Source organism: Streptomyces sp. NBC_01750, from assembly GCF_035918095.1.
In the GTDB taxonomy this organism is placed as follows: Bacteria; Actinomycetota; Actinomycetes; order Streptomycetales; family Streptomycetaceae; genus Streptomyces.
In genome coordinates, this window is record NZ_CP109137.1 from 2,478,181 (window position 1) to 2,500,805 (window position 22,625).

A 22,625-nucleotide genomic window follows, 5' to 3' on the forward strand; every position below is an offset into this window, starting at 1 on the left:
AGCCATGGCCGACGACCGTCTCACCATCGGCAGCACCGCCTTCGACTCCCGGCTGATCATGGGAACGGGCGGGGCGCCCAGCCTCGACGTACTCGAACGCGCCCTCGTCGCGAGCGGCACGGAGCTGACCACCGTCGCGATGCGCCGTCTCGACCCGACCGTCCAGGGCTCTGTGCTGTCCGTCCTGGAGAAGCTGAACATCCGTGTGCTGCCCAATACGGCGGGCTGCTTCACGGCGGGCGAGGCCGTGCTGACGGCACGGCTCGCGCGGGAGGCGCTCGGCACACAGTGGATCAAGCTCGAGGTCGTCGCGGACGAGCGCACACTGCTGCCCGACCCGATCGAGCTGCTGGACGCGGCCGAGATCCTGGTCGACGACGGTTTCACGGTCCTGCCGTACACGAACGACGACCCAATCCTGGCCCGGAAGCTGGAGGATGTGGGCTGCGCGGCGATCATGCCGCTGGGCTCGCCGATCGGCTCCGGCCTCGGCATCCGTAATCCGCACAACTTCCAGCTGATCGTCGAGCACGCGCGCGTGCCGGTGATCCTGGACGCGGGCGCGGGCACGGCCTCCGACGCGGCGCTGGCGATGGAGCTCGGCTGCGCGGCGGTGATGCTGGCCTCGGCGGTGACCCGGGCGCAGGAGCCGGTGCTCATGGCTCAGGCGATGCGCCACGCGGTCGAGGCGGGACGCCTCGCGCGCCGGGCGGGCCGCATCCCGCGCCGCCACTTCGCGGAGGCGTCCTCCCCACACGAGGGCCGCGCGGCCCTCGACCCGGAGCGCCCGGCGTTCTGACCTGCGGGGGGCGTTTCGCCCACCCCGCCCTGCCCGTGACGGGGGCTGCGTCCCGGACCCCTGGACGCCCTCCGGGCATGTGTCCTCAATCGCCGGAAGGCCGAATGTTGCCCCGGGCGCTCCGGGCGTGTTCTCCATCACCGGACGGGCTGCATCCTCGGCCGAGGAATGCGCTCCGGAGCGAGTCCCGGGAAGGCCCGGCGCTGTCACAGCTCGGCTGCAGTACGGCCCCGGTCCCGCCCCGGGGCGTCGGGGCTGTCCGCGGTGGCTCGTAGACTCTCCCGCGTGGATACGACCCTCAAGGACCCCCTCGTCGGGCATGTGCTCGACGGCCGCTACCGCGTCGACGCGCGCATCGCCGTCGGCGGGATGGCCACGGTCTACCGGGCCGTCGACACCCGGCTGGACCGGGTGCTCGCGCTCAAGGTGATGCATCCCGCCCTCGCCACCGACGCCTCCTTCGTGGAGCGCTTCATCCGCGAGGCCAAGTCCGTGGCGCACCTCGCCCACCCCAATGTGGTGGGGGTCTTCGACCAGGGCGCCGATGGCGCGTACGTCTATCTGGCGATGGAGTACGTCGCGGGCTGCACGCTGCGCGACGTACTGCGCGAGCGCGGGGCGCTCCAGCCGCGGGCCGCGCTCGACATCATGGAGCCCGTGCTGGCCGCGCTCGGCGCCGCGCACCGGGCAGGTTTCGTGCACCGGGACATGAAGCCGGAGAACGTGCTGATAGGTGACGACGGCCGGGTCAAGGTCGCCGACTTCGGTCTGGTACGGGCCGTGGGCTCCGTCACCAGCACCACCGGCACGGTGCTCGGCACGGTCTCCTATCTCGCTCCCGAGCAGATCGAGTACGGCACAGCCGACACCCGCGCCGATGTGTACGCCTGCGGGGTCGTCCTCTACGAGATGCTCACCGGCGCCAAGCCGCACACCGGCGACACCCCGGGCCAGGTCCTCTTCCAGCATCTGAACGAAGACGTTCCGGCGCCTTCCGCACTCGTCCCCGGGCTTGCCGTCGAGCTCGACGAGCTGGTGGCGAGCGCCACCGCCCGTAACCCCGAGGTCCGACCGGACGACGCGGTGGCGCTGCTCGCGCACGTCCGCGAGGCCCGTGCGGAGCTCGGTGACGAGCAGTTGGACCTGGTGCCGCCCCAGGCGCACACCGAGGAGCAGGCACAGGACCGGTCCGGGGAGCGGCGCACGGACGAGGTCCCCGACTCCGAGGACCGTACGAGCGTGATCCCGCGTGTGCTCCCGCGCGAGGAGCCGGAGGTCAACCGCACATCCCGGCTGGCGATGCCCCCGGCTCCGCCGCGCCCCCCGGAGCAGTCCGGTCGGCGCGCCATCCCCCGGCGCGGCATCCTCGCGCTGGTGGTCGCGCTGTTCCTGCTCCTCGGCGTGGGCGCCGGCGTCTGGTACATCAACTCCGGGCAGTTCACCCGTGTCCCTGCCCTGATCGGCAAGACCGAGAAGGACGCCAGGCAGGAGCTGAACGCCGCCGGCCTGGACGTGAAGAAGGTCCGCTTCGACTTCAGCGAGACGGTCAAGCGCGGCACGGTCATCAACAGCGACCCCGCGACCAACGAGCGCATCCGCGGCAATGGCTCGGTGACCATCGTCGTCTCGCGCGGCCCGGAGATCGTCAAGGTCCCCGAGCTCAAGGGCAAGCCGCTCGCCAAGGCCGAGCGCGAGCTGAAAAAACTCGGCCTCGCCCCGGGAGTGGTGACGAAGACGTTCAGCGAGGAGATCGCGCAGGGCTCGGTGATCAGCACGGACCCGGAGGCCGGGACCGGGCGCAGCCCCGATTCCGCGGTCGCCCTCGTCGTCAGCAAGGGCGCTCCGATCGATGTCCCCGGCGTGAGGGGCGATTCGCTTCAGGACGCCACCAGCGAGCTCGAAGCTGCCGGGTTCAAGGTCAAGGTCGCCTCCGGACAGATCAACTCCCCGGAGGAGGCGGGCTCCGTCGCCGAGCAGTCCGCGGCCGAGGGCACTCAGCTGGCCCGCGGCGACACGATCACTCTGACGGTCTCCAAGGGCCCGCGGATGATCGACGTGCCCGATGTGGTCGGCAAGAAGGTCGATGAGGCCACGAGCAAGCTCGAGGCGGCCGGCTTCGAGGTCAAGGTCGAGAAGAACTTCCCGTTCCTCGGCGACAAGGTCGAGAGCCAGTCGGTGGCGGGCGGCGGTCAGGCCCCCGAAGGCAGTACGATCATCATCAAAACCAAGGGACTGTAGTTCTGATGCGCAACCCCGTCGGCGGCCATGTCCCCGTGGCGGGCGGCCTCGCCACGACCGGTCTCGGCTACGCCCGTGAGCTGGAGGCGGAGACGGTCCAGGTCTTCGTCGCCAATCCGCGCGGCTGGGCGACGCCCACCGGAAACCCGGCGCAGGACGAGCAGTTCCGCAGGGAGTGCGCGGCCGAGGGGATCTCGGCGTACGTCCATGCGCCTTATCTGATCAACTTCGGCTCGCACACCGAGGCGACCGTCGAGAAGTCCGTGGAATCCCTGCGGCACTCGCTGCGCCGGGGCCGGGAGATCGGCGCGCTGGGTGTGGTGGTGCACACCGGCTCGGCGACCGGCGGCCGTTCCCGCGAGCTGGCGCTGGCGCAGGTACGGGAGCGGATACTGCCGCTGCTCGAGGAGCTGACGCACGACGACGACCCGTTCCTGCTGCTGGAGTCGACGGCAGGACAGGGCTCGTCGCTCTGCTCGAGGACCTGGGACTTCGGCCCGTACTTCGAGGCGCTGGACTTCCATCCCAAGCTGGGCGTCTGTCTGGACACCTGCCACATCTTCGCGGCCGGGCACGATCTCGCCGGCCCGCACGGGATGGCGCAGACTCTGGATCTGCTGGTGGACACGGTCGGCGAGGGGCGGCTGAAGCTGATCCATGCCAATGACTCCAAGGATGTGGCCGGTGCCCGCAAGGACCGCCACGAGAACATTGGCTCCGGCCACATCGGCGTGGAGCCGTTCCGGGAGCTGATGCGGCACCCGTCGACCGAGGGCATACCGCTGATCACCGAGACGCCCGGAGGCCGGGAAGGGCACGCGGCGGATGTGGCGCTGCTGAAGAAACTCCGCTGAGGGACCTCCATCGGGAATACCCCCCAGGGGTATACGGTTTCTTGCTGTCGACAGGAACCGCCATCTGACTCCGGGGGCTTCTCATGCAGCACGACACCCACACCGCGCCCGCTCACCACACCCACGAAGAGCACCCGCACGACATCGGCAGGGTCAGCTGGTCCATGGCAGCCCGGGCAACCCTCCACTGCCTCACCGGCTGCGCCATCGGCGAGGTCCTGGGGATGGTGCTCGGCACCGCGTTCGGCTGGGGAAATGCGCCGACGATGATCCTGGCGATCGTGCTGGCGTTCTTCTTCGGCTACTCACTCACACTGCGCGGCGTCCTCAAGGCCGGCGTCGGCTTCGGTACCGCGGTCCGGGTGGCACTGGCCGCCGACACCCTGTCCATCGCCGTGATGGAACTGATCGACAACGGCGTGATCGCGCTCTGGCCGAACGCCATGGACGCGCATCTCTCGGACGCGCTGTTCTGGGGCGCCCTCGCCGCCTCACTCGTCCTCGCCTTTGTGGTCACCACACCCGTCAACAAGTGGATGATCGGCCGCGGCAGGGGCCACGCGGTGGCCCACCGGTACCACCATTGACCAGCACCAGCACCAGCACCAGGACTCAGAGCTCGGGGCCGTCCCCGGGCTCTTCCTGGTACGAGTAGCGCTGCTCGCGCCACGGGTCTCCGAGGTTGTGATAGCCGCGCTCCTCCCAGAAGCCCCGGCGATCGGCGGTCATGTACTCCACGCCCCGGACCCACTTGGGCCCTTTCCAGGCGTACAGCTGCGGCACGACCAGCCGCAGCGGAAAGCCGTGCTCGGCGGTGAGCAGCTCACCGTCCTTGTGGGTCGCGAAGATCGTGCGCTCCGAGGCGAAGTCGGAGAGCCGCAGATTGGCGCTGTAGCCGTACTCGGCCCAGACCATGACATGGGTGGCGTTCGGTGCCGGCGGCGCGAAGTCCATCAGCGTACGGGCGGACACACCGCCCCATTCGGCCCCCTGCATGCTGAACTTCGTCACGCAGTGCAGATCGGCGACGACGCTGGAGAAGGGCAGCGCCGAGAACTCCTCATGGTTCCAGCAGCGTTTGTCGCCGTCCGCCGTGGCGCCGAAGACCCTGAACTCCCAGCGGTCCGGCTTGAACTTGGGTACGGGGCCGTAGTGGGTGACCGGCCAGCCACGCTGAAGTCGCTGCCCCGGAGGAAGCTCGGACTCCTCTGATGCGCGGTATTCCCGGCTCTCCGGCTGACCCATGCCTTCAATGGTGACAGACCAGGAGGGGTGGTCATGACCAGGTCTGAGCCGATTCGGGCAACTCGTACTAAGCATGCACTTACTGGACGCCCCTCGGTCGCGGTGCGAGGATGCGCGCACCTGCCCCAGTCATACGTGCGGAAGGAGCCTCTGCGATGCAGGGCGACCACGAGGTCATCGAGTTTCTCAATGAGCAGCTGACCGCCGAATTGACCGCCATCAACCAGTACTTCCTGCACGCGAAGATGCAGGAGAACTTCGGCTGGACGAAGCTCGCCAAGTACACCCGCGCCGAGTCGTTCGACGAGATGAAGCACGCGGAAGTACTGACCGACCGGATCCTCTTCCTCGACGGCCTGCCGAACTACCAGCGCCTTTTCCATGTGCGCGTCGGCCAGACGGTCACCGAGATGTTCCAGGCCGACCGGCAGGTCGAGGTGGAGGCGATCGACCGCCTCAGGCGCGGCATCGAGGTCATGCGTGGCAAGGGCGACATCACGTCGGCGAACATCTTCGAGTCGATCCTGGCGGACGAGGAGCATCACATCGACTATCTCGACACCCAGCTGGAGCTGGTCGAGAAACTCGGTGAAGCGCTCTACATCGCCCAGCTGATCGAGCAGCCGGAGAGCTGAATCGCCTCGTGGGGCTAGGCGGCCTCGCTGAGCTCCGGGTCCACGGCGAGCACGGCGGCCGATTCACCCTGGTCGAGCAGCTCGCGGCGCGGGCACGCACCCCGGCCGAGAAGCCCCTGGATGCGGCGTACGCACGACCCGCAGTCGGTGCCCGCCTTGGAGACCGACGCTATCTGGCGCGGGGTGCAGGCACCGGCATCCGCGTGCTCCTTCACCTGCTTCTCGGTGATGCCGAAGCATGAGCAGACGTACACGCGGTTCACCTCCCCGGTCGGGATCGTGGCGCCTTTCCCGATGATCGGTGAGGCTTACCTAACCTTACCCGCCGGACCCGGTGCGCAAAAGCCCCGGATATGACTGTGGGGCGCGGATCACATCGATCCGCGCCCCACAGTCGTCATCCGGACTACTGGTCCCGGTACATCTCGGCGACCAGGAAGGCCAGGTCAAGAGACTGGCTGCGGTTCAGCCGCGGGTCGCAGGCCGTCTCGTAGCGCTGGTGCAGATCGTCGACGAAGATCTCGTCGCCGCCGCCCACGCACTCGGTGACATCGTCACCGGTGAGCTCGACATGGATGCCGCCCGGGTGCGTGCCGAGCGCCTTGTGGACCTCGAAGAAGCCCTTGACCTCGTCGAGCACATCGTCGAAGCGGCGGGTCTTGTGGCCGGAGGCCGCCTCGAAGGTGTTGCCGTGCATCGGGTCGGTCACCCAGGCCACCGTGGCGCCGGAGGCCGTGACCTTGTCGACCAGCTCGGGGAGCTTGTCGCGGACCTTGTCGGCGCCCATACGGACGACGAAGGTCAGCCGGCCCGGCTCGCGCTCCGGGTCGAGCTTGTCGATGTACTGCAGCGCCTCGTCGACCGTGGTCGTCGGGCCGAGCTTCACACCGATCGGATTGCGGATCCGCGCGGCAAACTCGATGTGCGCGCCGTCCAGCTGGCGGGTGCGCTCACCGATCCAGACCATGTGGCCCGAGACGTCGTACAGATCGCCGGTACGGGAGTCCACGCGGGTCAGCGCCGACTCGTAGTCCAGCAGCAGCGCCTCGTGGGAGGCATAGAACTCGACCGTGCGGAACTCCGCCGGGTCGGTGCCGCAGGCCTTCATGAAGTTCAGCGCGTTGTCGATCTCGCGGGCGAGCTGCTCGTAGCGCTGACCGGAGGGCGACGTCTTCACGAAGTCCTGGTTCCAGGCGTGCACCTGCCGCAGGTCGGCGTAACCGCCGGTGGTGAAGGCACGCACCAGGTTGAGCGTCGCGGAGGAGGCGTTGTACATCCGCTTCAGGCGCTCGGGGTCCGGGATACGGGCCGCCTCGGTGAAGTCGAAGCCGTTGACGGAGTCGCCCCGGTAGGTCGGGAGCGTCAGGCCGTCGCGGGTCTCGGTCGGCTTGGAGCGCGGCTTGGAGTACTGGCCCGCGATCCGGCCGACCTTCACCACCGGGACGGACGCGGCGTAGGTGAGCACCGCGCCCATCTGGAGGAGGGTCTTCAGCTTGTTGCGGATCTGGTCGGCGGAGACCGCGTCAAAGGCCTCGGCGCAGTCGCCGCCCTGCAGCAGGAACGCCTCGCCCTTGGCGACGGCTCCCAGTCGGGCGCGCAGCTGGTCGCACTCGCCCGCGAAGACGAGCGGCGGATACGACTCGAGGTCCGCGATCACATCGCGCAGGGCCTCGGCATCGGGGTACTCGGGCTGCTGCGCCGCGGGAAGGTCTCGCCAGGTGTTGCCACCGGCAGCGGTGGTCTTAGCGTTCACGGTCACGCCGTCAACATTACGGGGTCTCTGCGGACGTACCTCCGACCGCCCACCAAATGAGACAGGAGTGGACTCGGAGCACGACTGCTGCCCGTATCGGATCCGGCTCGGATCCGGGCGCATTCCTCAGTGCGGCTCGAGGATCGGCTCGCCCGTCACGGGCGGTCCGGCGGCGCGGTACGCCGGGGCCGCCAGGACCGCCGGGTCGTCGCCGGCCGCGTCACAGCCACTCCCTACAGCCACCCCCGGACGCGCTGCGGATCCGCGGGCTGATGCGTTATGGTCGGCGTCATGTTCGCGCAACCGACTCAGAACTGGTGGTGGACCGCTCATCCGGCGGCCCACTGACTGCGCGTACACCCAGTCGCGAAGGCCGCCCGAGGGGCGGCCTTCAGTGTTTCCCGGGGTCCCGGGACAGCGGCCGTTCCTCCCACTCGGAAGGAACACGACCATGCTCATCAGCCGGCTGCTGGACGACGACGGCCCGCCCTTCGCCCTGCTGCGCAGGCGCACCCCCGGCCACGACCACGACACCGTCGAGGTCCTGATCGGCACCGTCCACGAGGCCGAGCGGCTCGCCGACATCCCGGTCGGCGACCGCCCCTCACTCGCCCTGGTCCCGTTCCGCCAGATCAGGGAACGCGGCTTCGACGTACGCGACGACGGGACGCCACTGACCGTGCTCGTCGCCGACGAGTGCCATGAACTCCCTCTCGCCGAAGCCCTGGAGAGACTCCCCGCGCACGACGTACGGGTCGAGGACGGAGCCTTCGACGTCGACGACGAGGAGTACGCGGGCATCGTCCGGCGCGTCATCGAGGACGAGATCGGACAGGGCGAGGGCGCGAACTTCGTCATCCGCCGTACGTACACCGGCAGGATCCCGGGCTTCGGCCGGGCCGACGCGCTGGCGCTGTTCCGGAGGCTGCTGGCCGGCGAGCGCGGCGCGTACTGGACCTTCGTCGTGCACACCGGAAACAGGGGGCCCGAAGGGCCTTCCCCCGATGGGCGGCGGCGGGAGGCGGGCGGGCGCACCCTGGTCGGCGCCTCCCCCGAGGTCCATGTCCGGATGAGCGGCGGCACCGTCGTGATGAATCCGATCAGCGGGACGTACCGCTATCCGCCCGAGGGTCCGACCCCCGAGGCGCTGCTCGGCTTCCTGGACGACCGCAAGGAGCGCGAGGAGCTCTCCATGGTCGTCGACGAGGAGCTGAAGATGATGTGCACCGTCGGCGACATGGGCGGTGTCGTCATCGGGCCGCGGCTCAAGGAGATGGCTCATCTCGCGCACACCGAGTACGAGTTGCGGGGGCGCTCGTCGCTCGATGTACGGGAGGTGCTGAAGGAGACCATGTTCGCGGCGACGGTCACCGGATCGCCGGTACAGAACGCCTGCCGTGTCATCGAGCGCCATGAGGTGGGCGGCCGCGGCTACTACGCGGGCGCGCTGGCGCTGATCGGCAGGAGCGCGGGTGGCGGGCGGGAAGGACAGGTCGGCGCGCAGACCCTCGACTCGCCCATTCTCATCCGCACCGCCGACATCGACGCCGATGGTTCCCTGCGGGTACCGGTCGGGGCGACCCTGGTACGGCACTCCGACCCGGCGGGCGAGGTCGCCGAGACGCACGCCAAGGCGGCCGGGGTACTGGCCGCGCTGGGGGTGCGTCCCGGGCGGCCGCAGGAGCAGGCCGAACGCCCGAAGCTCGCCGACGATCCGCGGGTGCGGGCCGCCCTGGACGCCCGTCGCGCCGACCTCGCGCCCTTCTGGCTGCGGATGCAGGAGCGCTGCGCCCAGCTGACCGGCCATGCCCTGGTCGTCGACGCCGAGGACACCTTCACCGCGATGCTGGCGCACCTGCTGCGCTCCTCGGGCCTGGAGGTGACGGTCCGGCGGTACGACGAACCGGGCCTGCGGGAGACGGTGCGCGCCCATGAGGGACCGGTGGTGCTCGGTCCCGGCCCCGGCGATCCCGCCGATGCCGGTGACCCGAAGATGCGCTTCCTGCGTGCGCTCGCCGCCGATCTGCTGCGCGAGCACCGCCACGGTCTGCTGGGCGTCTGCCTCGGCCATGAGCTGATGGCGGCCGAACTGGGCCTGGAGATCGTACGGAAGGACGCACCGCACCAAGGGGCGCAGGAGCGGATCGACTTCTTCGGGCGCGAGGAGACGGTGGGGTTCTACAACAGCTTCACCGCGCGCTGCGACGAGAAGACCGCCGCGGAGCTGGCAACGCACCGCATCGAGCTCAGCCGCGACGAGGCGAGCGGGGAGGTGCACGCGATGCGCGGTCCGGGCTTCGCCGGTCTGCAGTTCCACCCGGAATCGGTGCTCACGACGGACGGGGCGGCGCTCACCGCGGCACTGCTCGCGGGCGTGCTCGTCGGTTGATCAGCGGTGGGACCAGGGGTATGGGCCGGACAAGGCGCATAACGGCCCATACCCAGGGCTCGCCGTGCCGAGTGGTCAGCCGAAGAAGACCCCGACCTCCTCGTACAGCTTCGGGTCGACCGTCTTGAGCCTGGCCGTCGCCTCGGCGATCGGGACGCGCACGATGTCCGTGCCCTGCAGCGCGACCATCTTGCCGAAGTCCCCGTCCCGCACCGCGTCGATGGCGTGCAGACCGAAGCGGGTGGCCAGCCAGCGGTCGAAGGCACTGGGGGTGCCGCCGCGCTGGACATGGCCGAGGACGGTGGTGCGGGCCTCCTTGCCGGTACGCCGCTCGATCTCCTTGGCCAGCCACTCGCCGACGCCGGAGAGCCGGACATGACCGAAGGAGTCGAGCGTGCCGTCCTTGAGGACCGCCTCGCCGTCCTTGGGCATGGCGCCCTCGGCGACCACGACGATCGGGGCGTAACTGGCCTTGAAACGCGAGGTCACCCAGGCACAGACCTGGTCGACGTCGAAGCGCTGCTCCGGGATGAGGATCACATTGGCGCCGCCGGCCAGACCGGAGTGGAGCGCGATCCAGCCCGCGTGGCGCCCCATCACCTCGACGACCAGGACGCGCATATGTGATTCGGCGGTGGTGTGGAGCCGGTCGATGGCCTCGGTCGCGATGCCGACCGCCGTGTCGAAGCCGAAGGTGTAGTCGGTGGCGGACAGGTCGTTGTCGATGGTCTTGGGCACCCCGACGCATTTGATGCCGTACTCGTCGTGGAGCCGCGCCGCGACACCGAGGGTGTCCTCGCCGCCGATCGCGATCAACGCGTCCACCTCGGCCTTGGCGAGGTTGTCCTTGATCCGGCGGATGCCGTTCTCCGCCTTGAGGGGGTTGGTGCGCGAAGAGCCGAGGATGGTGCCGCCGCGGGGCAGAATGCCGCGTACGGCCGGGATGTCGAGTGGAACCGTGTCGCCTTCGAGGGGTCCGCGCCAGCCGTCGCGATAGCCGACGAATTCGTACGCGTACTCCTGCACGCCCTTGCGGACGACGCCACGGATGACCGCATTGAGCCCGGGGCAGTCGCCGCCCCCGGTCAGTACTCCGACGCGCATGGAAGATTCCCTTCGCCTGGTGAGCCGTAGGACCGCCACGCTAATGGTGATCCAGGTCACTACGGGATGGGACGAAAGGTCAATTCCTGTACGTCATGCGGAGGTTGACGCCCGGCTTTCACTCGTACGAGTAGGGGGCGGGGGTTACGCGTCGTCGAGCCCCCGCTCAATGGCGTACCGCACGAGCTCCACGCGGTTGTGCAACTGGAGCTTGCCGAGGGTGTTCTGGACGTGGTTCTGGACGGTGCGGTGCGAGATGACCAGACGCTCGGCGATCTGTTTGTACGAGAGCCCCTTGGCGACCAGCCGCAGCACCTCGGTCTCGCGCTCGGTCAGCTGGGGGGCCTTCGGCTCGTCGCCGCCGGACGCGGGTACGGGCTCGGAGGCGAGCCGGCGGTACTCACCGAGCACGAGACCGGCGAGGCCCGGTGTGAAGACCGGATCACCGACGGCGGTGCGCCGCACGGCGTCCGTCAGCTCCTCCGTACTGGCCGACTTGAGCAGATACCCGGTGGCGCCGGACTTCACCGCTTCCAGTACGTCGGCGTGCTCGCCGCTCGCGGAGAGGACCAGGACCCGCAGCGCCGGGTGGGAGCCGACGAGCTCCTTGCAGACCTGGACGCCGGGCATCCCGGGCAGATTGAGGTCGAGGACGAGAACGTCGGGCGCGACGGCCTTGGCCCGGCGCACGGCCTGCGGTCCGTCGCCCGCCGTCGCCACCACGTCGAACCCGGCCGCGGCCAGGTCGCGGGCGACCGCGTCCCGCCACATCGGGTGGTCGTCGACGACCATCACCCTGATCGTCTGCCGGTCCGTCTGCGGGTCCGTCCGACCGCCCGCCTGCTGGTTCGTCATGTGCCTGCCTTCCCCCGTGGAACCTTCAATTCGACTTCTGTGCCCTGGCCCGGCACCGAGAGCAGCTCGGCCCTGCCGCCCAGCTCCCGCAGCCGCCCGCGGATCGAGAGCGCGACACCGAGCCGCCCCTCCCCCTCGGCCTGCGCGAGCCTGCCCTCCGGGATGCCCGGCCCGTCGTCCCGTACCGTCACGATCACTTCTTCGGGCCAGTCCTCGACGAGGATCCAGGCCTGGGCGTCGTCACCCGCATGTCTGCGGACATTGTCCAGTGCGGCACTGACAGCGGCCGCGAGCTCCGCCGCCGCGCCGGCCGGCAGCAGCACCGGGGCGCCCGGCTCCGACAAGGTGACCCTCGACCCGGCGTGCCGGGCGAGCAGCGAGCGCAGATCGCACAGTTCGGGCCCGTGCGGCGGAGCGTCTTCGACGTCGACGGTACGGACCACGGCGCCGAGCGAGATGTCCTCGGAGGCGCGGGTGGTGGGCACCAGACCGCTGGAGACCAGGGTGCGCAGGGCGACCTCCTGCTCCCCGGCCATTCTGCCCAGCTCGGCGGCCTCGCCGCCCAGTGCCGTACCGCGCCGCTGCACCATCGCCAGCACCTGGAGCACGCTGTCGTGGATGTCGCGGGCCAGCCGTTCCCGCTCGCGGGTCGCAGCCTCGATCTCCAGAGCGCGGGCGAGGGTGAGCTCGGAGGCCCGCGCGACCTCGACGACGTAACCGATGGCGATGGAGGCGACCCAGACCAGCAGGACGTTGTGGAAGGTGTCCCGGCTGGGGTGGCCGCGCTCGACGATATTGGCGACGGCGACGAACGAGGACGCGAAGCCCGCCCAGCGCCAGCCGCCCTTGATGGCGAAGGCGAGCACGGATCCGGCGGTCCATATCGTCGGCAGGGTGGGGCCGTCGACGGTCTGTGCCTGGGCGTCGGCGAGCGGCGTGAGCATGATGCCGGTCAGCGCGATGGCGAGGTCGGCGCCGAGGAAGCGTTTGGTGCAGCGGGTGGCGTTGGTGACCTTGGGGAGCGTGACCAGCGTCCAGACGGTCATCACCGCGAGGAAGGCGACCGCCACCCAGGGATGCTCGAACTTGCCGCGGGTGAAGACGAAGAGGAGCACCGCGTAGATCATCGTCAGTACGCGGTAGGCGGCGAGCGCACGCCACAACGGCAGCTCGACCGACATCCGCACTACATGCTCGCGCTTGGCCATTTCCCCCACCCCCCGGGACGGACAACGCGGCTACGCGGCCGGGCGTTCCGTCTTCTCTGCCTTGTCCGCCTTCGCCGCCGCCTTCTCGGCCTTCTCCGCCGCCGCCTTCTCCTCCGCGAGCTGTCGCTTCGCGGCGGTCGCGTAGATGTCGACGTACTCCTGGCCGGAAAGCTTCATGATCTCGTACATGACCTCGTCGGTGACCGAGCGGAGGATGAAGCGGTCGCTCTCCATGCCGTGGTAGCGGCTGAAGTCGAGCGGTTTGCCGATCCTGATCCCCGGGCGCATCAGCTTGGGTATCACCTTGCCGGGCGGCTGGATCTTCTCGGTGTCGATCATCGCGACCGGGATGACCGGAGCGCCGGTGGCGAGTGCCACGCGCGCGAGGCCACCCGGCTTGCCGCGGTAGAGGCGGCCGTCCGGCGAGCGGGTGCCCTCCGGGTAGATACCGAACAGACCGCCGCTCTGGATGACCTCTATACCGGCCTTGATCGCCGCCTCACCCGCGCCGCGGGCACCCGAACGGTCCACCGGGAGCTGTCCGACGCCCTTGAAGAAGGCAGCGGTGAGCTTGCCCTTCACTCCGGGCGAGGTGAAGTACTCCGCCTTGGCGATGAAGGTGACCTTGCGGTCCAGGACCGCGGGCAGGAAGAACGAGTCCGAAAAAGACAGGTGGTTGCTCGCGAGGATCGCCGGTCCCTCCGCGGGAATGTTCTCGAGGCCCTCCACCCAAGGCCTGAAGGCAAGCTTCAGCGAGCCCCCTATGGAGAACTTCATTGCGCCGTAGATCAACTCGAATGCCTCCTGTGTGCTGTCGAACAGACCTTATCCCGTGGTCGGTCCGTGCTACCCGCTCCGGGGGGCCTACGGACCTGGTCGGTGTCAGTCCGGTCGCGTACGGTGAACTACACCCTCAGACACTCACGCTGTGACCTACCGGGGCTGTCACATCAGCGGCTTCGCCGTGGGCCCCGAACACCGAAAGGAGACCCCGGTGCCGGTCCTCCCTGGAGCCGAGCCGTTCCGCCACGAAGGCGGAGAGGTCGGCGTACTTCTCTGCCACGGCTTCACCGGTTCCCCGCAGTCGCTGCGTCCCTGGGCCGACCATCTCGCGGAGCGCGGTCTCACGGTGTCCCTGCCGCTGCTGCCCGGACACGGCACGCGCTGGCAGGACATGCAGGTCACCGGCTGGCAGGACTGGTACGCGGAGGTGGACCGCGAACTGCGGGTGCTGCTGGAGCGGTGCAGTCAGGTCTTTGTCTTCGGGCTCTCGATGGGCGGGGCGCTCGCACTGCGGCTCGCCGCGAAGCACGGGGACGCGGTCAGTGGAATCGTCGTGGTGAACCCGGCGAACAAGGTGCACGGCCTGGCGGCGTACGCCCTGCCGGTCGCCCGCCACTTCGTGCGCACGACCAAGGGGGTGACGAGCGATATCGCCCTCGCGGGCTCGGAGGAGGTCGGGTACGACCGGGTGCCGATGCACGCCGCGCACTCGCTGCGGCAGTTCTTCCGGCTGGTGGACGGCGAGCTGCCGCAGGTCACTCAGCCGATGGTGCTGCTGCACAGCCCGCAGGACCATGTGGTGCCGCCCGTCGACTCGGCCCGGATCCTCAGCCGGGTCTCGTCCACGGATGTTTCGGAGATCCTCCTGGAACAGAGTTACCACGTGGCGACGTTGGACCACGATGCGGAGCGGATTTTCGACGAGAGTTACGCGTTCATCGGCCGGCTCGCTCCGAGTGTCGGGAAGAAGGGGAGCACCACCGGTGGCTGAGCAGCACGACGCGGACCGTGAGCCGCAGCCGATAGACGAGGAGGCCGCCTGGGCGGCCATCGTCGCCGGGTACGGCGACGAGCCGACAGACCCGCCGGGGGCGAAGCCGTTCAAGTCGGTGGAGGACCTCGCCATGCTCGCGGGCGAGGTGAACGAGGCTCCCAAGGCTCCGGAGGACGACCCGACCCCGGAGTCCGAGCCCGGCTCCGGTGCGGACAGGCCCGCCCTGGGCAGCTCGATCACCTTCGCGCCCGGGGTCGGCGGCCCGCGCGACTACGGCGTGGCCGAGGCGAAGGACGACGACCTCGACGAGAGCGACGAGGGCCACTTCGTACCGCCGGAGCCGCCGCCGCTGCCGGATGCCGATGTCACGGCCAAGTTCGCCTGGCTCGCGGTCGTCGGCGGTCCGGTACTGATGCTTGTCGCCGTGCTGCTGCAGTGGGACATGACATGGTGGCTGACCACGCTGTGCGTCGGCGGCTTCCTGGGCGGTTTCGCGACCCTGGTGGCGCGGATGTCCCACGATGACGATGAGGACGACGACCCGGGCCGCGGCGCGGTCGTCTGAATGACTCTTCCGCTGATTCCTTTCTGCTGATCTCTCTCTTGTCTGTCGATTTCCCTCCGCCGGGACTCAGTCTGATTTCCCTCCGCCGGGACTCCGTCCGCCGGTCGCGGTTCAGGCGGCACGCGCTCCGACCGCGGGGACGCGCAGCGCCGCCAGCACCGGCAGATGGTCCGTCGCCGCGCGCAAGTCGGACGCGGTGATGCCCGGGAGGTCCAACGGCACTCCGCAGCCCAGCACTTCGACACCTTCGGTCGCGAAGATCGCGTCGATCCGCTGATGCGGGTTCTCGGGTGTCGAGGTGTGCTCACCACCCCATGGCGCGACCGCCCAGCAGTCCTGCAGTTCCGCCGCCAGCCGGCGAAAGCTCCGCCCGGTGGGCCGGTCGTTGAGGTCGCCGGCCGCAATCGCGTACGGCACGTCCATCGCCGTCAGCCGGTCCAGCAGCATCCCGGACTGTGCAAAGCGCTCGTCCGTCTGCAGGCTCAGATGGCAGCTCAGCAGCCCGATCCGGGCACACCCGATCCGTACCACCGCGGTGGCGAAGCCCCGCCGGTGCAGACCCGGGGTGTGCGGCAGGAGCACATCCTCCGTACGCTCCACGGTCGCGCGCAGTGAGCAGAGCAGCATCGGCCCGGTCGCGGTCGCTCCGCCGGACAGCATCACAAGCTCACTCCTGGCAGCGAGCCGCGCCGCGTGCTTGCGCCAGCGGAAGAAGCGCGGGGCCTCCTGGACGAACACGAGGTCGGGCCGGCAGGCACGGATGACCCGGACCAGTGCGTCCTCGTCGTCGCGCATCGAGCGGATGTTGTAGCTGAGTACCCGGATCACGGCCGAACCGTCCGGCTCGGTGCGGGAGTCGGGAATCCCGGTGATCGCCATGTGAGCAAGATACGTCGGTGCGGGCCTTTTCCGGGGCTTCGCCCCGGACCCCGGACCACAATCGCCGGGCGGGCCGGTATTCGGCCCGCCCGGCGATTGCGGAGAGAAAACGGTTCAGGTCGGAAACTAGCCCTGGCGCGCCAGGTCCGCCGCGCCCACCAGGCCCGCCTTGCCGCCCAGTTGGGCCGCCAGCACCTGGGCGTGCGGGCGCCACTGGCCGCCGATCAGCCAGCGGCGGAAGGACTTGCGGATCGGGTCGAGGACCAGCTCGCCCTCGTCCGAGACACCGCCGCCCACGATGAACGCCGACGGGTCGAAGAGCGAGGCCAGATCGGCCAGGCCCGCGCCCGCCCAGCGCGCCAGTTCACGGAAGGAGTCGATCGCGACCGGGCAGCCCTGCCGGGCGGCCGTGCTGATGTGCTTGCCCTCGATGCCTTCCACCGTGCCGTCGCCGAGCCCGAGGAGCAGCGCGGCGTTCTCCGGAGTGGCGTTGGCGCGCTGCTTGGCGTAGCGGACGAGGGCCCGCCCCGAGGCGTACTGCTCCCAGCAGCCCTGGCTGCCGCAGCCACACAGCAGACCGTCCGGGACCACCCGGATGTGGCCGAACTCCGCGGCCACGCCGAAATGCCCGCGGCGCAGCTTGTTACCGATGATGATGCCGCCGCCGAGACCGGTGCCGAGCGTAATGCAGATGACGTCTTCGTGGCCCTGACCGGCGCCGAAGCGATACTCGCCCCAGGCGGCCGCGTTGGCGTCGTTCTCCACGACCACCGGCATCCCGACGCGCTGCTCGACCTTGTCCTTGAGCGGTTCGTGGCGCCAGTCGATGTTCGGCGCGAACAGGACGGTGGCGCGCTTGTCGTCCACGTATCCGGCGGCACCGATGCCGACGGCCTCGATGACGTGCCCCTTGCCGGCCCCGGCGACAGCAGCGCAGATCGCGTCGACGATCGCCGGGGGCGTCGACGGGGTGGGCACCTTGTGCGTCTCGAGAATGGTGCCCTCTTCGTCGACGACCCCCGCCGCGATCTTCGTGCCGCCGATATCGACGCCGATGGTGAGTCCCATGTGTCCCTCAGTTTTCGGTCGAGCCCCGCTAAGGCCAACCGTACCCGAGGGCGGGCACCGTCCCGTGTCAGTCCAGGTCGACGTGCTCGCTCGGCCCCGGGCCCTCGTCCCGCGGGTCCTTGGCGTCGGCGGAGGAGTTCGGCCCCTGTGTCCAGCGTCGCTCATGCCCCTCGACCGCGGATCGATAGGCGGCGAGCAGCTCGCCGCCGGCCGCCGCGAGGTGGTCGAAGATCTCCGGGTTGCGCTCGATGACCGGCTCGACGGCGGACTTCGCCTGGTTGACCAGCTGCTGCACGGCGTTCTGCGCGGCCATGCCGGGCAACGACGTCTGGAACGAGGAGACCTTGTCGGCGACCGCGTCGAGCAGTTTGCGCAGCTCCTCGCCCGCGGAGCCGGGCGTCGCCCCGGACTGCGCGCGGCGGCGGGCCTTCTCCGCCTCCAGGTCCTCGGCGCACGCCTTGGCCCAGGCGTCGTCGTCGACGGCGGGACGCTCAGTGGCATCGCTCATGGCGTACTCCTGCGGAAGGGCGGGCGGAACGGAGGGTTCGTACCCTCGACGTTACCCGAATGGAGGCGCCGCGTTCAGCGGGCCCGCGGCCACAGCTCGGGGTCAGGGGTGAAGCGGACCGTCAGTACCCCGTCGGCGAGGCCCGCGCCCGAGACGGTGCAGCGCCGGAGCACGGAGTGCAGCGGAACGATCCTGCGGAACGGACCGACGGTAACCAGCAGTTCGTCGCCGCGACGCACCAGCGAGACGTCCTCCTTCACGGCGCCCGGCATGCGGAGGCACCAGACGTAGCGCAGGTCGTCCTCGTCGTCCGCCGTTCCCGCGTACTCGACCCGCCAGGGGTCGTCGCGGCGCTCTTCGGACTCCCCCTCGAGTGCGACGGCGAGTCCCTCGCCGGCGCACTCGAGGGGGAGTCCGCTGCCCGTGCCTGCCGCCTCGAAGGTGGTGGGTGCGGACCGCGTGTCGAGGAGCGCGAGGTCGTCGAGGCCGCGCGGGTCGCGGCCGAGGTGCCGCACCTCGCTGAGCGAGGCCTCGGGCGCCCACTCCTCGTACCACTGGCGCAGATACTTGCCCTGCTGTGCGGAGAGGGTGGCGAGCCAGGTGTCGGCCGAGTCCAGCGGCAGGATCCGGTTCGGTACGACGGTGTCGATCCGCAGTCCGTGCAGCGCGAGTCCGGCGCGGGCCGCGCACAGGGCATCGGCGGCCCCGGGTCCGGGCTCGGCGACGACCCGCAGGGTCGTGCTGCTGGATTCGATCACCGTCTGGACACCGGCCAGTTCGGTGTCCCAGCGCCCGGCGCTCTCGTAGAGCCACTGCGCGGGCATCGGTACGCCGGCGAGCTGGGCGAGCATCGGACGCAGCGCGCGGGCGACCTGCCGTTCGGCCGGCAGCAGTCGGCGCAGATAGCGGCGCAGCTGTTCCGGCAGGGCGAGCAGGGCGATGGTCTCGCGCAGCGGCGGCATGTCGACGACGACCACATCCCAGTCGCCACCGGCGGCGGTCCTCAGCGCGCGCAGCAGCGCGAACTGGTCGCTGCCCGGAAGCTCGGTCAGCTCCTCGTCCTCCAGCCGCGCCGCGCCCAGCAGATCGAGCACGGCGGTGCTGCGCTCCTGGAGGGTGAGCAGCTCGGCGCGGAAGTCGGCGCCGGAGTCGACCCGCGCGGCCCACAGGCCGTCGGTGACCTCGGCGGGTTCGCCGGGACGGCCGGTGACGGGCACACCGAGAACCTCACCGGGCTCGGCGGAGAGGAACAGTGCTCGCTTGCCGCGCCGGGCCGCGGCAAGCGCGGTGGCGGCGGCGACGGTGGTACGGCCCGCGCCGCCGAGGCCGGTGACGAGGACCATGCGCATCAGGCGGCGGGCCCGCTCTCGACGCGCTTCTTCAGACCGGCCAGGGCGCGGTCGATGATGACCTTCTCGGCCTTGCGCTTGATCATGCCGAGCATGGGGATCTTGACGTCGACGGTCAGCTGGTAGGTGACCTCGGTGCGGTCACCGCCGCCGACCGCGGCGAGGGTGTACGAGCCGTCGATGGTGCGCAGCATCTGGGACTTCACCAGCGTCCAGCTGACCTCGTTCTCGCCGTTCCAGGTGTACGCGAGGGTGTGGTCGTCCTTGATCGCGCCGGCGTCGAGGACCAGCCGGACCTGCTCGGCGCGGCCCTTGGCGTCGGTGGCGAGCACCTCGGCCTCCTTCACCTCGCCGGTCCACTCCGGGTAGCGGGCGAAGTCGGAGATCACGCCCATCACATCGGCCGGCGCCGCCTCGATCGTAATGCTCGAGCTGGTGTGTTCCGCCATCGCTGCGGCTCCTCACAGTGCGGTTCGGACCGGGGGTGGTGTGGTGTGCAGGCTACCGCGACCCGACCGGCCGCCACTCCACGGCCCGGTCTCACCATTCCAGGGCCCAAGGTCGCCCGGTCGACGCGAAATGGCCGACGTTGACGCACTCCGTCCTGCCGATGCGCATCCGGCGGGCGAGCGGCTGGTGGACATGGCCGAAGAGCGCGTACGCGGGCCGGGTGCGGCGGATCGCGTCCAGCAGGGCGTGGCTGCCCCGCTCGAAGCGGCGCGCGACGGTGTCGTAGGTCAGCTCGGGAACCTCGGGCGGGATGTGCGAGCAGAGCACATCGACCTCTCCGAGTGCCTCGATCTTGGCCGCGTACTCCTCGTCGGAGATCTCGTACGGGGTGCGCATCTCGGTGCGCAGTCCGCCACCGACGAAGCCGAAGACGCGGCCGCCGATCTCGATGCGCTCGCCGTCCAGGACGGTGGTGCCCGGGTGTGCGTACTCCGGCCAGAGAGACGGTATGTCGACATTGCCGTAGGTGGCGTACGTCGGCGTGGGGAAGGCCGCGAACATCTCGGCGTACTGGCGTCGTACGGCCGACTCGATGGCGCTCTCCCGGTCCATCTCGAGCTCGGTCCATAGTCTGCGCCCCAGCTCACGGGCCTCGTCGAAGCGGCGGGCCGTGCGCAGTTCCACGATCAAGTGGGCGTTGTCGACGCCGAAGAGGTCGGGGAAGATGCCGCGCGAGTGGTCGGCGTAGTCGAGGAAGAGCACCAAGTCGCCGAGACAGATGAGGGCATCGGCGCCGTCGCCCGCCATGGCGAGATCTTTGGCGTTGCCGTGCACGTCACTGACCACATTGACTCGCATGACGATCACCCTAGGACGCCCTGTGGCGCCTGGGTAGTACGGGACGGATCAGCCGTTCTACCGAGCCGTCTCGAGCGTGGACTACTCTGCGCGAAGCACTGCCATACGCGTGTGACGCACCGAACATCTGGCCGGAACCCCCTATCCGGAACCGAGTACTGATGGGTAACGTCCGGGCAGTCCGGTCGTGCTCACCCCACATGAGCACCTGCCCGATCTTGGACCGCTGCCGGTGCATCACACAGAGCCGTGGCGCCGGCGCCCGATGAGGAGCAGCAGTCTTGCGCGAGTTCAGCCTTCCGGCCCTGTACGAGGTCCCTTCGGACGGCAACCTGACGGATCTCATCCGCCGCAATGCCACTCAGCATCCCGATGTCGCCGTCATGGGCCGCAAAGTGGCAGGCGTCTGGACGGACGTCAATGCCAAGCAATTCCTCGCGGAGGTGCGGGCCGCAGCCAAGGGCCTGATCGCCGCGGGTGTCCAGCCCGGTGACCGGGTGGGCCTGATGTCCCGCACCAGATACGAGTGGGTGCAGCTCGACTTCGCGATCTGGAGCGCCGGCGCGGTCACCGTCCCGGTGTACGAGACCAGCTCCGCCGAACAGGTCCAGTGGATCCTTGGCGACTCGGGCGCGGTCGCGGTGATCGTGGAGGGTGACGCGCACGCCGCCGCCGTGGATTCCGTACGGGACCGGCTGCCCGGTCTCCGGAATGTCTGGCAGATCGAGAAGGACGCGGTCGACGAACTGATCGCGGCCGGCGCCGATGTCAGCGAGGAGACCGTCGACGAGCGCAGCGCCACCGCCAAGGCGGACGATCCGGCGACGATCGTCTACACCTCGGGCACCACCGGCCGCCCCAAGGGCTGTGTGCTGACCCACCGCAGCTTCTTCGCGGAGTGCGGCAACCTGGTCGAGCGCCTCAAGCCGCTGTTCCGTACGGGCGAGAGCTCCGTGCTGCTCTTCCTCCCGGCCGCGCATGTCTTCGGCCGCATGGTCGAGCTCGCGGCCGTGATGGCGCCGATCAAGCTCGGCTGTGTGCCCGACATCAAGAACCTCACCGATGAGCTGGCCTCCTTCCGGCCGACGCTGATCCTCGGTGTGCCGCGCGTCTTCGAGAAGGTCTACAACTCGGCACGGGCGAAGGCCCAGGCGGACGGCAAGGGCAAGATCTTCGACAAGGCCGCGCAGACGGCCATCACCTACAGCCGCGCGCTGGGGACTCCCGAAGGCCCGTCGGTCGGCCTCAAGATCAAGCACAAGGTCTTCGACAGGCTCGTCTTCAGCAAGCTGCGGGCGGTCCTCGGCGGGCGCGGTGAGTACGCGGTCTCCGGCGGCGCTCCGCTGGGCGAGCGGCTCGGCCACTTCTTCCGCGGTATCGGCTTCACTGTGCTCGAGGGCTACGGCCTCACCGAGTCGTGTGCGGCGACCGCGTTCAACCCGTGGGACCGCCAGAAGATCGGCACGGTCGGTCAGCCGCTGCCGGGCTCGGTGGTGCGGATCGCGGATGACGGCGAGGTGCTGCTGCACGGCGAGCATCTCTTCCAGGGGTACTGGAACAACGAGGCCGCCACCGCTGACGCGCTGGCCGACGGCTGGTTCCACACGGGCGACATCGGCACCCTGGACGAGGACGGCTACCTCGCGATCACGGGCCGCAAGAAGGAGATCATCGTCACCGCGGGCGGCAAGAACGTCGCTCCCGCGGTGATCGAGGACCGCATCCGCGCGCATGCGCTGGTCGCGGAGTGCATGGTGGTGGGCGACGGCCGCCCGTTCGTGGGCGCGCTGGTCACCATCGACGAGGAGTTCCTCGGGCGGTGGGCCTCGGACAACGGCAAGCCGACCGGTTCGACGGCGGCGGAGCTGCGCGACGACCCGGATCTGCTGGCGGAGGTCCAGCAGGCGGTGGACGACGGCAATGCGGCCGTGTCCAAGGCGGAATCGGTGCGGAAATTCCGCATTCTCTCCTCCCAGTTCACTGAAGAGGCGGGGCACATAACGCCGTCGCTGAAGCTGAAGCGCAATGTGGTGGCGAAGGACTTCGCCGACGAGATCGAGGCGATCTACCGGGGCTGAGCGCCTCGGTAGG

The 22,625-nt window shown here is 69.7% G+C and carries 23 protein-coding genes; 10 read left to right on the forward strand and 13 right to left on the reverse strand.

Annotation, left to right across the window (positions count from 1 at the left end):
- Positions 1-4: 4 nt before the first annotated feature.
- The 4 genes from OG966_RS11260 (at position 5) to OG966_RS11275 (ending at position 4,478) form a co-directional block, all read left to right on the forward strand.
- Positions 5-799 (forward strand): thiazole synthase, encoded by a 795-nt coding sequence (locus OG966_RS11260; RefSeq protein WP_326649375.1) that lies wholly within the window; start codon positions 5-7, stop codon positions 797-799.
- A gap of 285 nt (positions 800-1,084) precedes the next feature.
- Positions 1,085-3,037, forward strand: coding sequence for a Stk1 family PASTA domain-containing Ser/Thr kinase (pknB, locus tag OG966_RS11265; RefSeq protein WP_326649376.1), 1,953 nt, complete (start codon positions 1,085-1,087; stop codon positions 3,035-3,037).
- Positions 3,038-3,042: 5 nt separating this feature from the next.
- Positions 3,043-3,891 (forward strand): deoxyribonuclease IV, encoded by an 849-nt coding sequence (locus OG966_RS11270; protein WP_326649377.1) that lies wholly within the window; start codon positions 3,043-3,045, stop codon positions 3,889-3,891.
- Positions 3,892-3,974: 83 nt separating this feature from the next.
- The gene (locus OG966_RS11275; RefSeq protein ID WP_326649378.1) at positions 3,975-4,478 is read left to right on the forward strand and encodes a DUF4396 domain-containing protein; all 504 of its coding nucleotides are present in this window, start codon (positions 3,975-3,977) and stop codon (positions 4,476-4,478) included.
- A 25-nt stretch (positions 4,479-4,503) separates the two neighbouring features.
- On the opposite strand, the gene OG966_RS11280 is transcribed toward OG966_RS11275, so the two are convergent.
- On the reverse strand, positions 4,504-5,136 hold the full coding sequence (locus OG966_RS11280; protein WP_326649379.1) for a sulfite oxidase-like oxidoreductase: 633 nt from the start codon (positions 5,134-5,136) through the stop codon (positions 4,504-4,506).
- 155 nt (positions 5,137-5,291) lie between these two features.
- On the opposite strand from OG966_RS11280, the gene bfr reads away from it, so the two are divergent.
- Positions 5,292-5,771: a bacterioferritin gene (gene bfr / locus OG966_RS11285; RefSeq protein ID WP_326649380.1), complete on the forward strand. Its 480-nt coding sequence runs from the start codon at positions 5,292-5,294 to the stop codon at positions 5,769-5,771.
- 14 nt (positions 5,772-5,785) lie between these two features.
- Here the strand turns inward: bfr and OG966_RS11290 are convergent, their stop codons facing one another.
- Entirely contained in the window at positions 5,786-6,034 is a 249-nt protein-coding gene (locus tag OG966_RS11290; RefSeq protein WP_326649381.1) for a (2Fe-2S)-binding protein, read from the reverse strand.
- A gap of 143 nt (positions 6,035-6,177) precedes the next feature.
- A complete protein-coding gene (locus OG966_RS11295; RefSeq protein ID WP_326649382.1) occupies positions 6,178-7,530 on the reverse strand; it encodes a class II 3-deoxy-7-phosphoheptulonate synthase in 1,353 nt (450 codons plus the stop codon).
- A 285-nt stretch (positions 7,531-7,815) separates the two neighbouring features.
- Between OG966_RS11295 and OG966_RS40790 the strand changes: the two genes are divergently transcribed.
- Both OG966_RS40790 and OG966_RS11300 read left to right on the forward strand, forming a co-directional pair.
- Positions 7,816-7,872, forward strand: coding sequence for a trp operon leader peptide (locus OG966_RS40790; RefSeq protein ID WP_351454571.1), 57 nt, complete (start codon positions 7,816-7,818; stop codon positions 7,870-7,872).
- Positions 7,873-7,975: 103 nt separating this feature from the next.
- A complete protein-coding gene (locus tag OG966_RS11300) occupies positions 7,976-9,913 on the forward strand; it encodes an anthranilate synthase family protein (protein ID WP_326649383.1) in 1,938 nt (645 codons plus the stop codon).
- A gap of 75 nt (positions 9,914-9,988) precedes the next feature.
- On the opposite strand, the gene OG966_RS11305 is transcribed toward OG966_RS11300, so the two are convergent.
- The 4 genes from OG966_RS11305 to OG966_RS11320 form a co-directional block, all read right to left on the reverse strand.
- The gene (locus OG966_RS11305) at positions 9,989-11,017 is read right to left on the reverse strand and encodes a 6-phosphofructokinase (RefSeq protein WP_326649384.1); all 1,029 of its coding nucleotides are present in this window, start codon (positions 11,015-11,017) and stop codon (positions 9,989-9,991) included.
- A 144-nt stretch (positions 11,018-11,161) separates the two neighbouring features.
- Positions 11,162-11,872: a response regulator transcription factor gene (locus OG966_RS11310; protein WP_326649385.1), complete on the reverse strand. Its 711-nt coding sequence runs from the start codon at positions 11,870-11,872 to the stop codon at positions 11,162-11,164.
- Positions 11,869-13,080, reverse strand: a complete 1,212-nt coding sequence (macS, locus tag OG966_RS11315; RefSeq protein ID WP_326649386.1) for a MacS family sensor histidine kinase — start codon at positions 13,078-13,080, stop codon at positions 11,869-11,871. Before macS ends, OG966_RS11310 begins: the two co-directional genes overlap by 4 nt.
- Before the next feature lie 30 nt (positions 13,081-13,110).
- Positions 13,111-13,872: a lysophospholipid acyltransferase family protein gene (locus tag OG966_RS11320; protein WP_326649387.1), complete on the reverse strand. Its 762-nt coding sequence runs from the start codon at positions 13,870-13,872 to the stop codon at positions 13,111-13,113.
- Between the two features lie 202 nt (positions 13,873-14,074).
- Between OG966_RS11320 and OG966_RS11325 the strand changes: the two genes are divergently transcribed.
- Together OG966_RS11325 and OG966_RS11330 are read left to right on the forward strand one after the other, a co-directional pair.
- Entirely contained in the window at positions 14,075-14,854 is a 780-nt protein-coding gene (locus OG966_RS11325) for an alpha/beta hydrolase (RefSeq protein WP_326649388.1), read from the forward strand.
- Positions 14,847-15,422 (forward strand): hypothetical protein, encoded by a 576-nt coding sequence (locus OG966_RS11330; RefSeq protein WP_326649389.1) that lies wholly within the window; start codon positions 14,847-14,849, stop codon positions 15,420-15,422. Before OG966_RS11325 ends, OG966_RS11330 begins: the two co-directional genes overlap by 8 nt.
- 111 nt (positions 15,423-15,533) lie before the next feature.
- On the opposite strand, the gene OG966_RS11335 is transcribed toward OG966_RS11330, so the two are convergent.
- From OG966_RS11335 to OG966_RS11360, 6 genes are all read right to left on the reverse strand, one after another.
- Positions 15,534-16,301, reverse strand: a complete 768-nt coding sequence (locus OG966_RS11335; RefSeq protein ID WP_326649390.1) for an endonuclease/exonuclease/phosphatase family protein — start codon at positions 16,299-16,301, stop codon at positions 15,534-15,536.
- A gap of 126 nt (positions 16,302-16,427) precedes the next feature.
- The gene (locus OG966_RS11340; protein WP_326649392.1) at positions 16,428-17,369 is read right to left on the reverse strand and encodes an ROK family glucokinase; all 942 of its coding nucleotides are present in this window, start codon (positions 17,367-17,369) and stop codon (positions 16,428-16,430) included.
- Between the two features lie 67 nt (positions 17,370-17,436).
- Positions 17,437-17,877, reverse strand: coding sequence for a DUF5304 domain-containing protein (locus OG966_RS11345; RefSeq protein ID WP_326649393.1), 441 nt, complete (start codon positions 17,875-17,877; stop codon positions 17,437-17,439).
- 74 nt (positions 17,878-17,951) lie between these two features.
- Complete coding sequence (locus OG966_RS11350; RefSeq protein ID WP_326649394.1) at positions 17,952-19,226, reverse strand: ArsA family ATPase; 1,275 nt, start codon at positions 19,224-19,226, stop codon at positions 17,952-17,954.
- Positions 19,226-19,675, reverse strand: coding sequence for an SRPBCC family protein (locus tag OG966_RS11355; RefSeq protein WP_326649395.1), 450 nt, complete (start codon positions 19,673-19,675; stop codon positions 19,226-19,228). The genes OG966_RS11350 and OG966_RS11355 overlap by 1 nt, the downstream gene beginning before the upstream one ends.
- A gap of 91 nt (positions 19,676-19,766) precedes the next feature.
- Positions 19,767-20,534 (reverse strand): metallophosphoesterase family protein, encoded by a 768-nt coding sequence (locus OG966_RS11360; RefSeq protein ID WP_326649396.1) that lies wholly within the window; start codon positions 20,532-20,534, stop codon positions 19,767-19,769.
- Between the two features lie 281 nt (positions 20,535-20,815).
- On the opposite strand from OG966_RS11360, the gene OG966_RS11365 reads away from it, so the two are divergent.
- Complete coding sequence (locus OG966_RS11365; RefSeq protein ID WP_326649397.1) at positions 20,816-22,612, forward strand: AMP-dependent synthetase/ligase; 1,797 nt, start codon at positions 20,816-20,818, stop codon at positions 22,610-22,612.
- Positions 22,613-22,625: the final 13 nt, after the last annotated feature.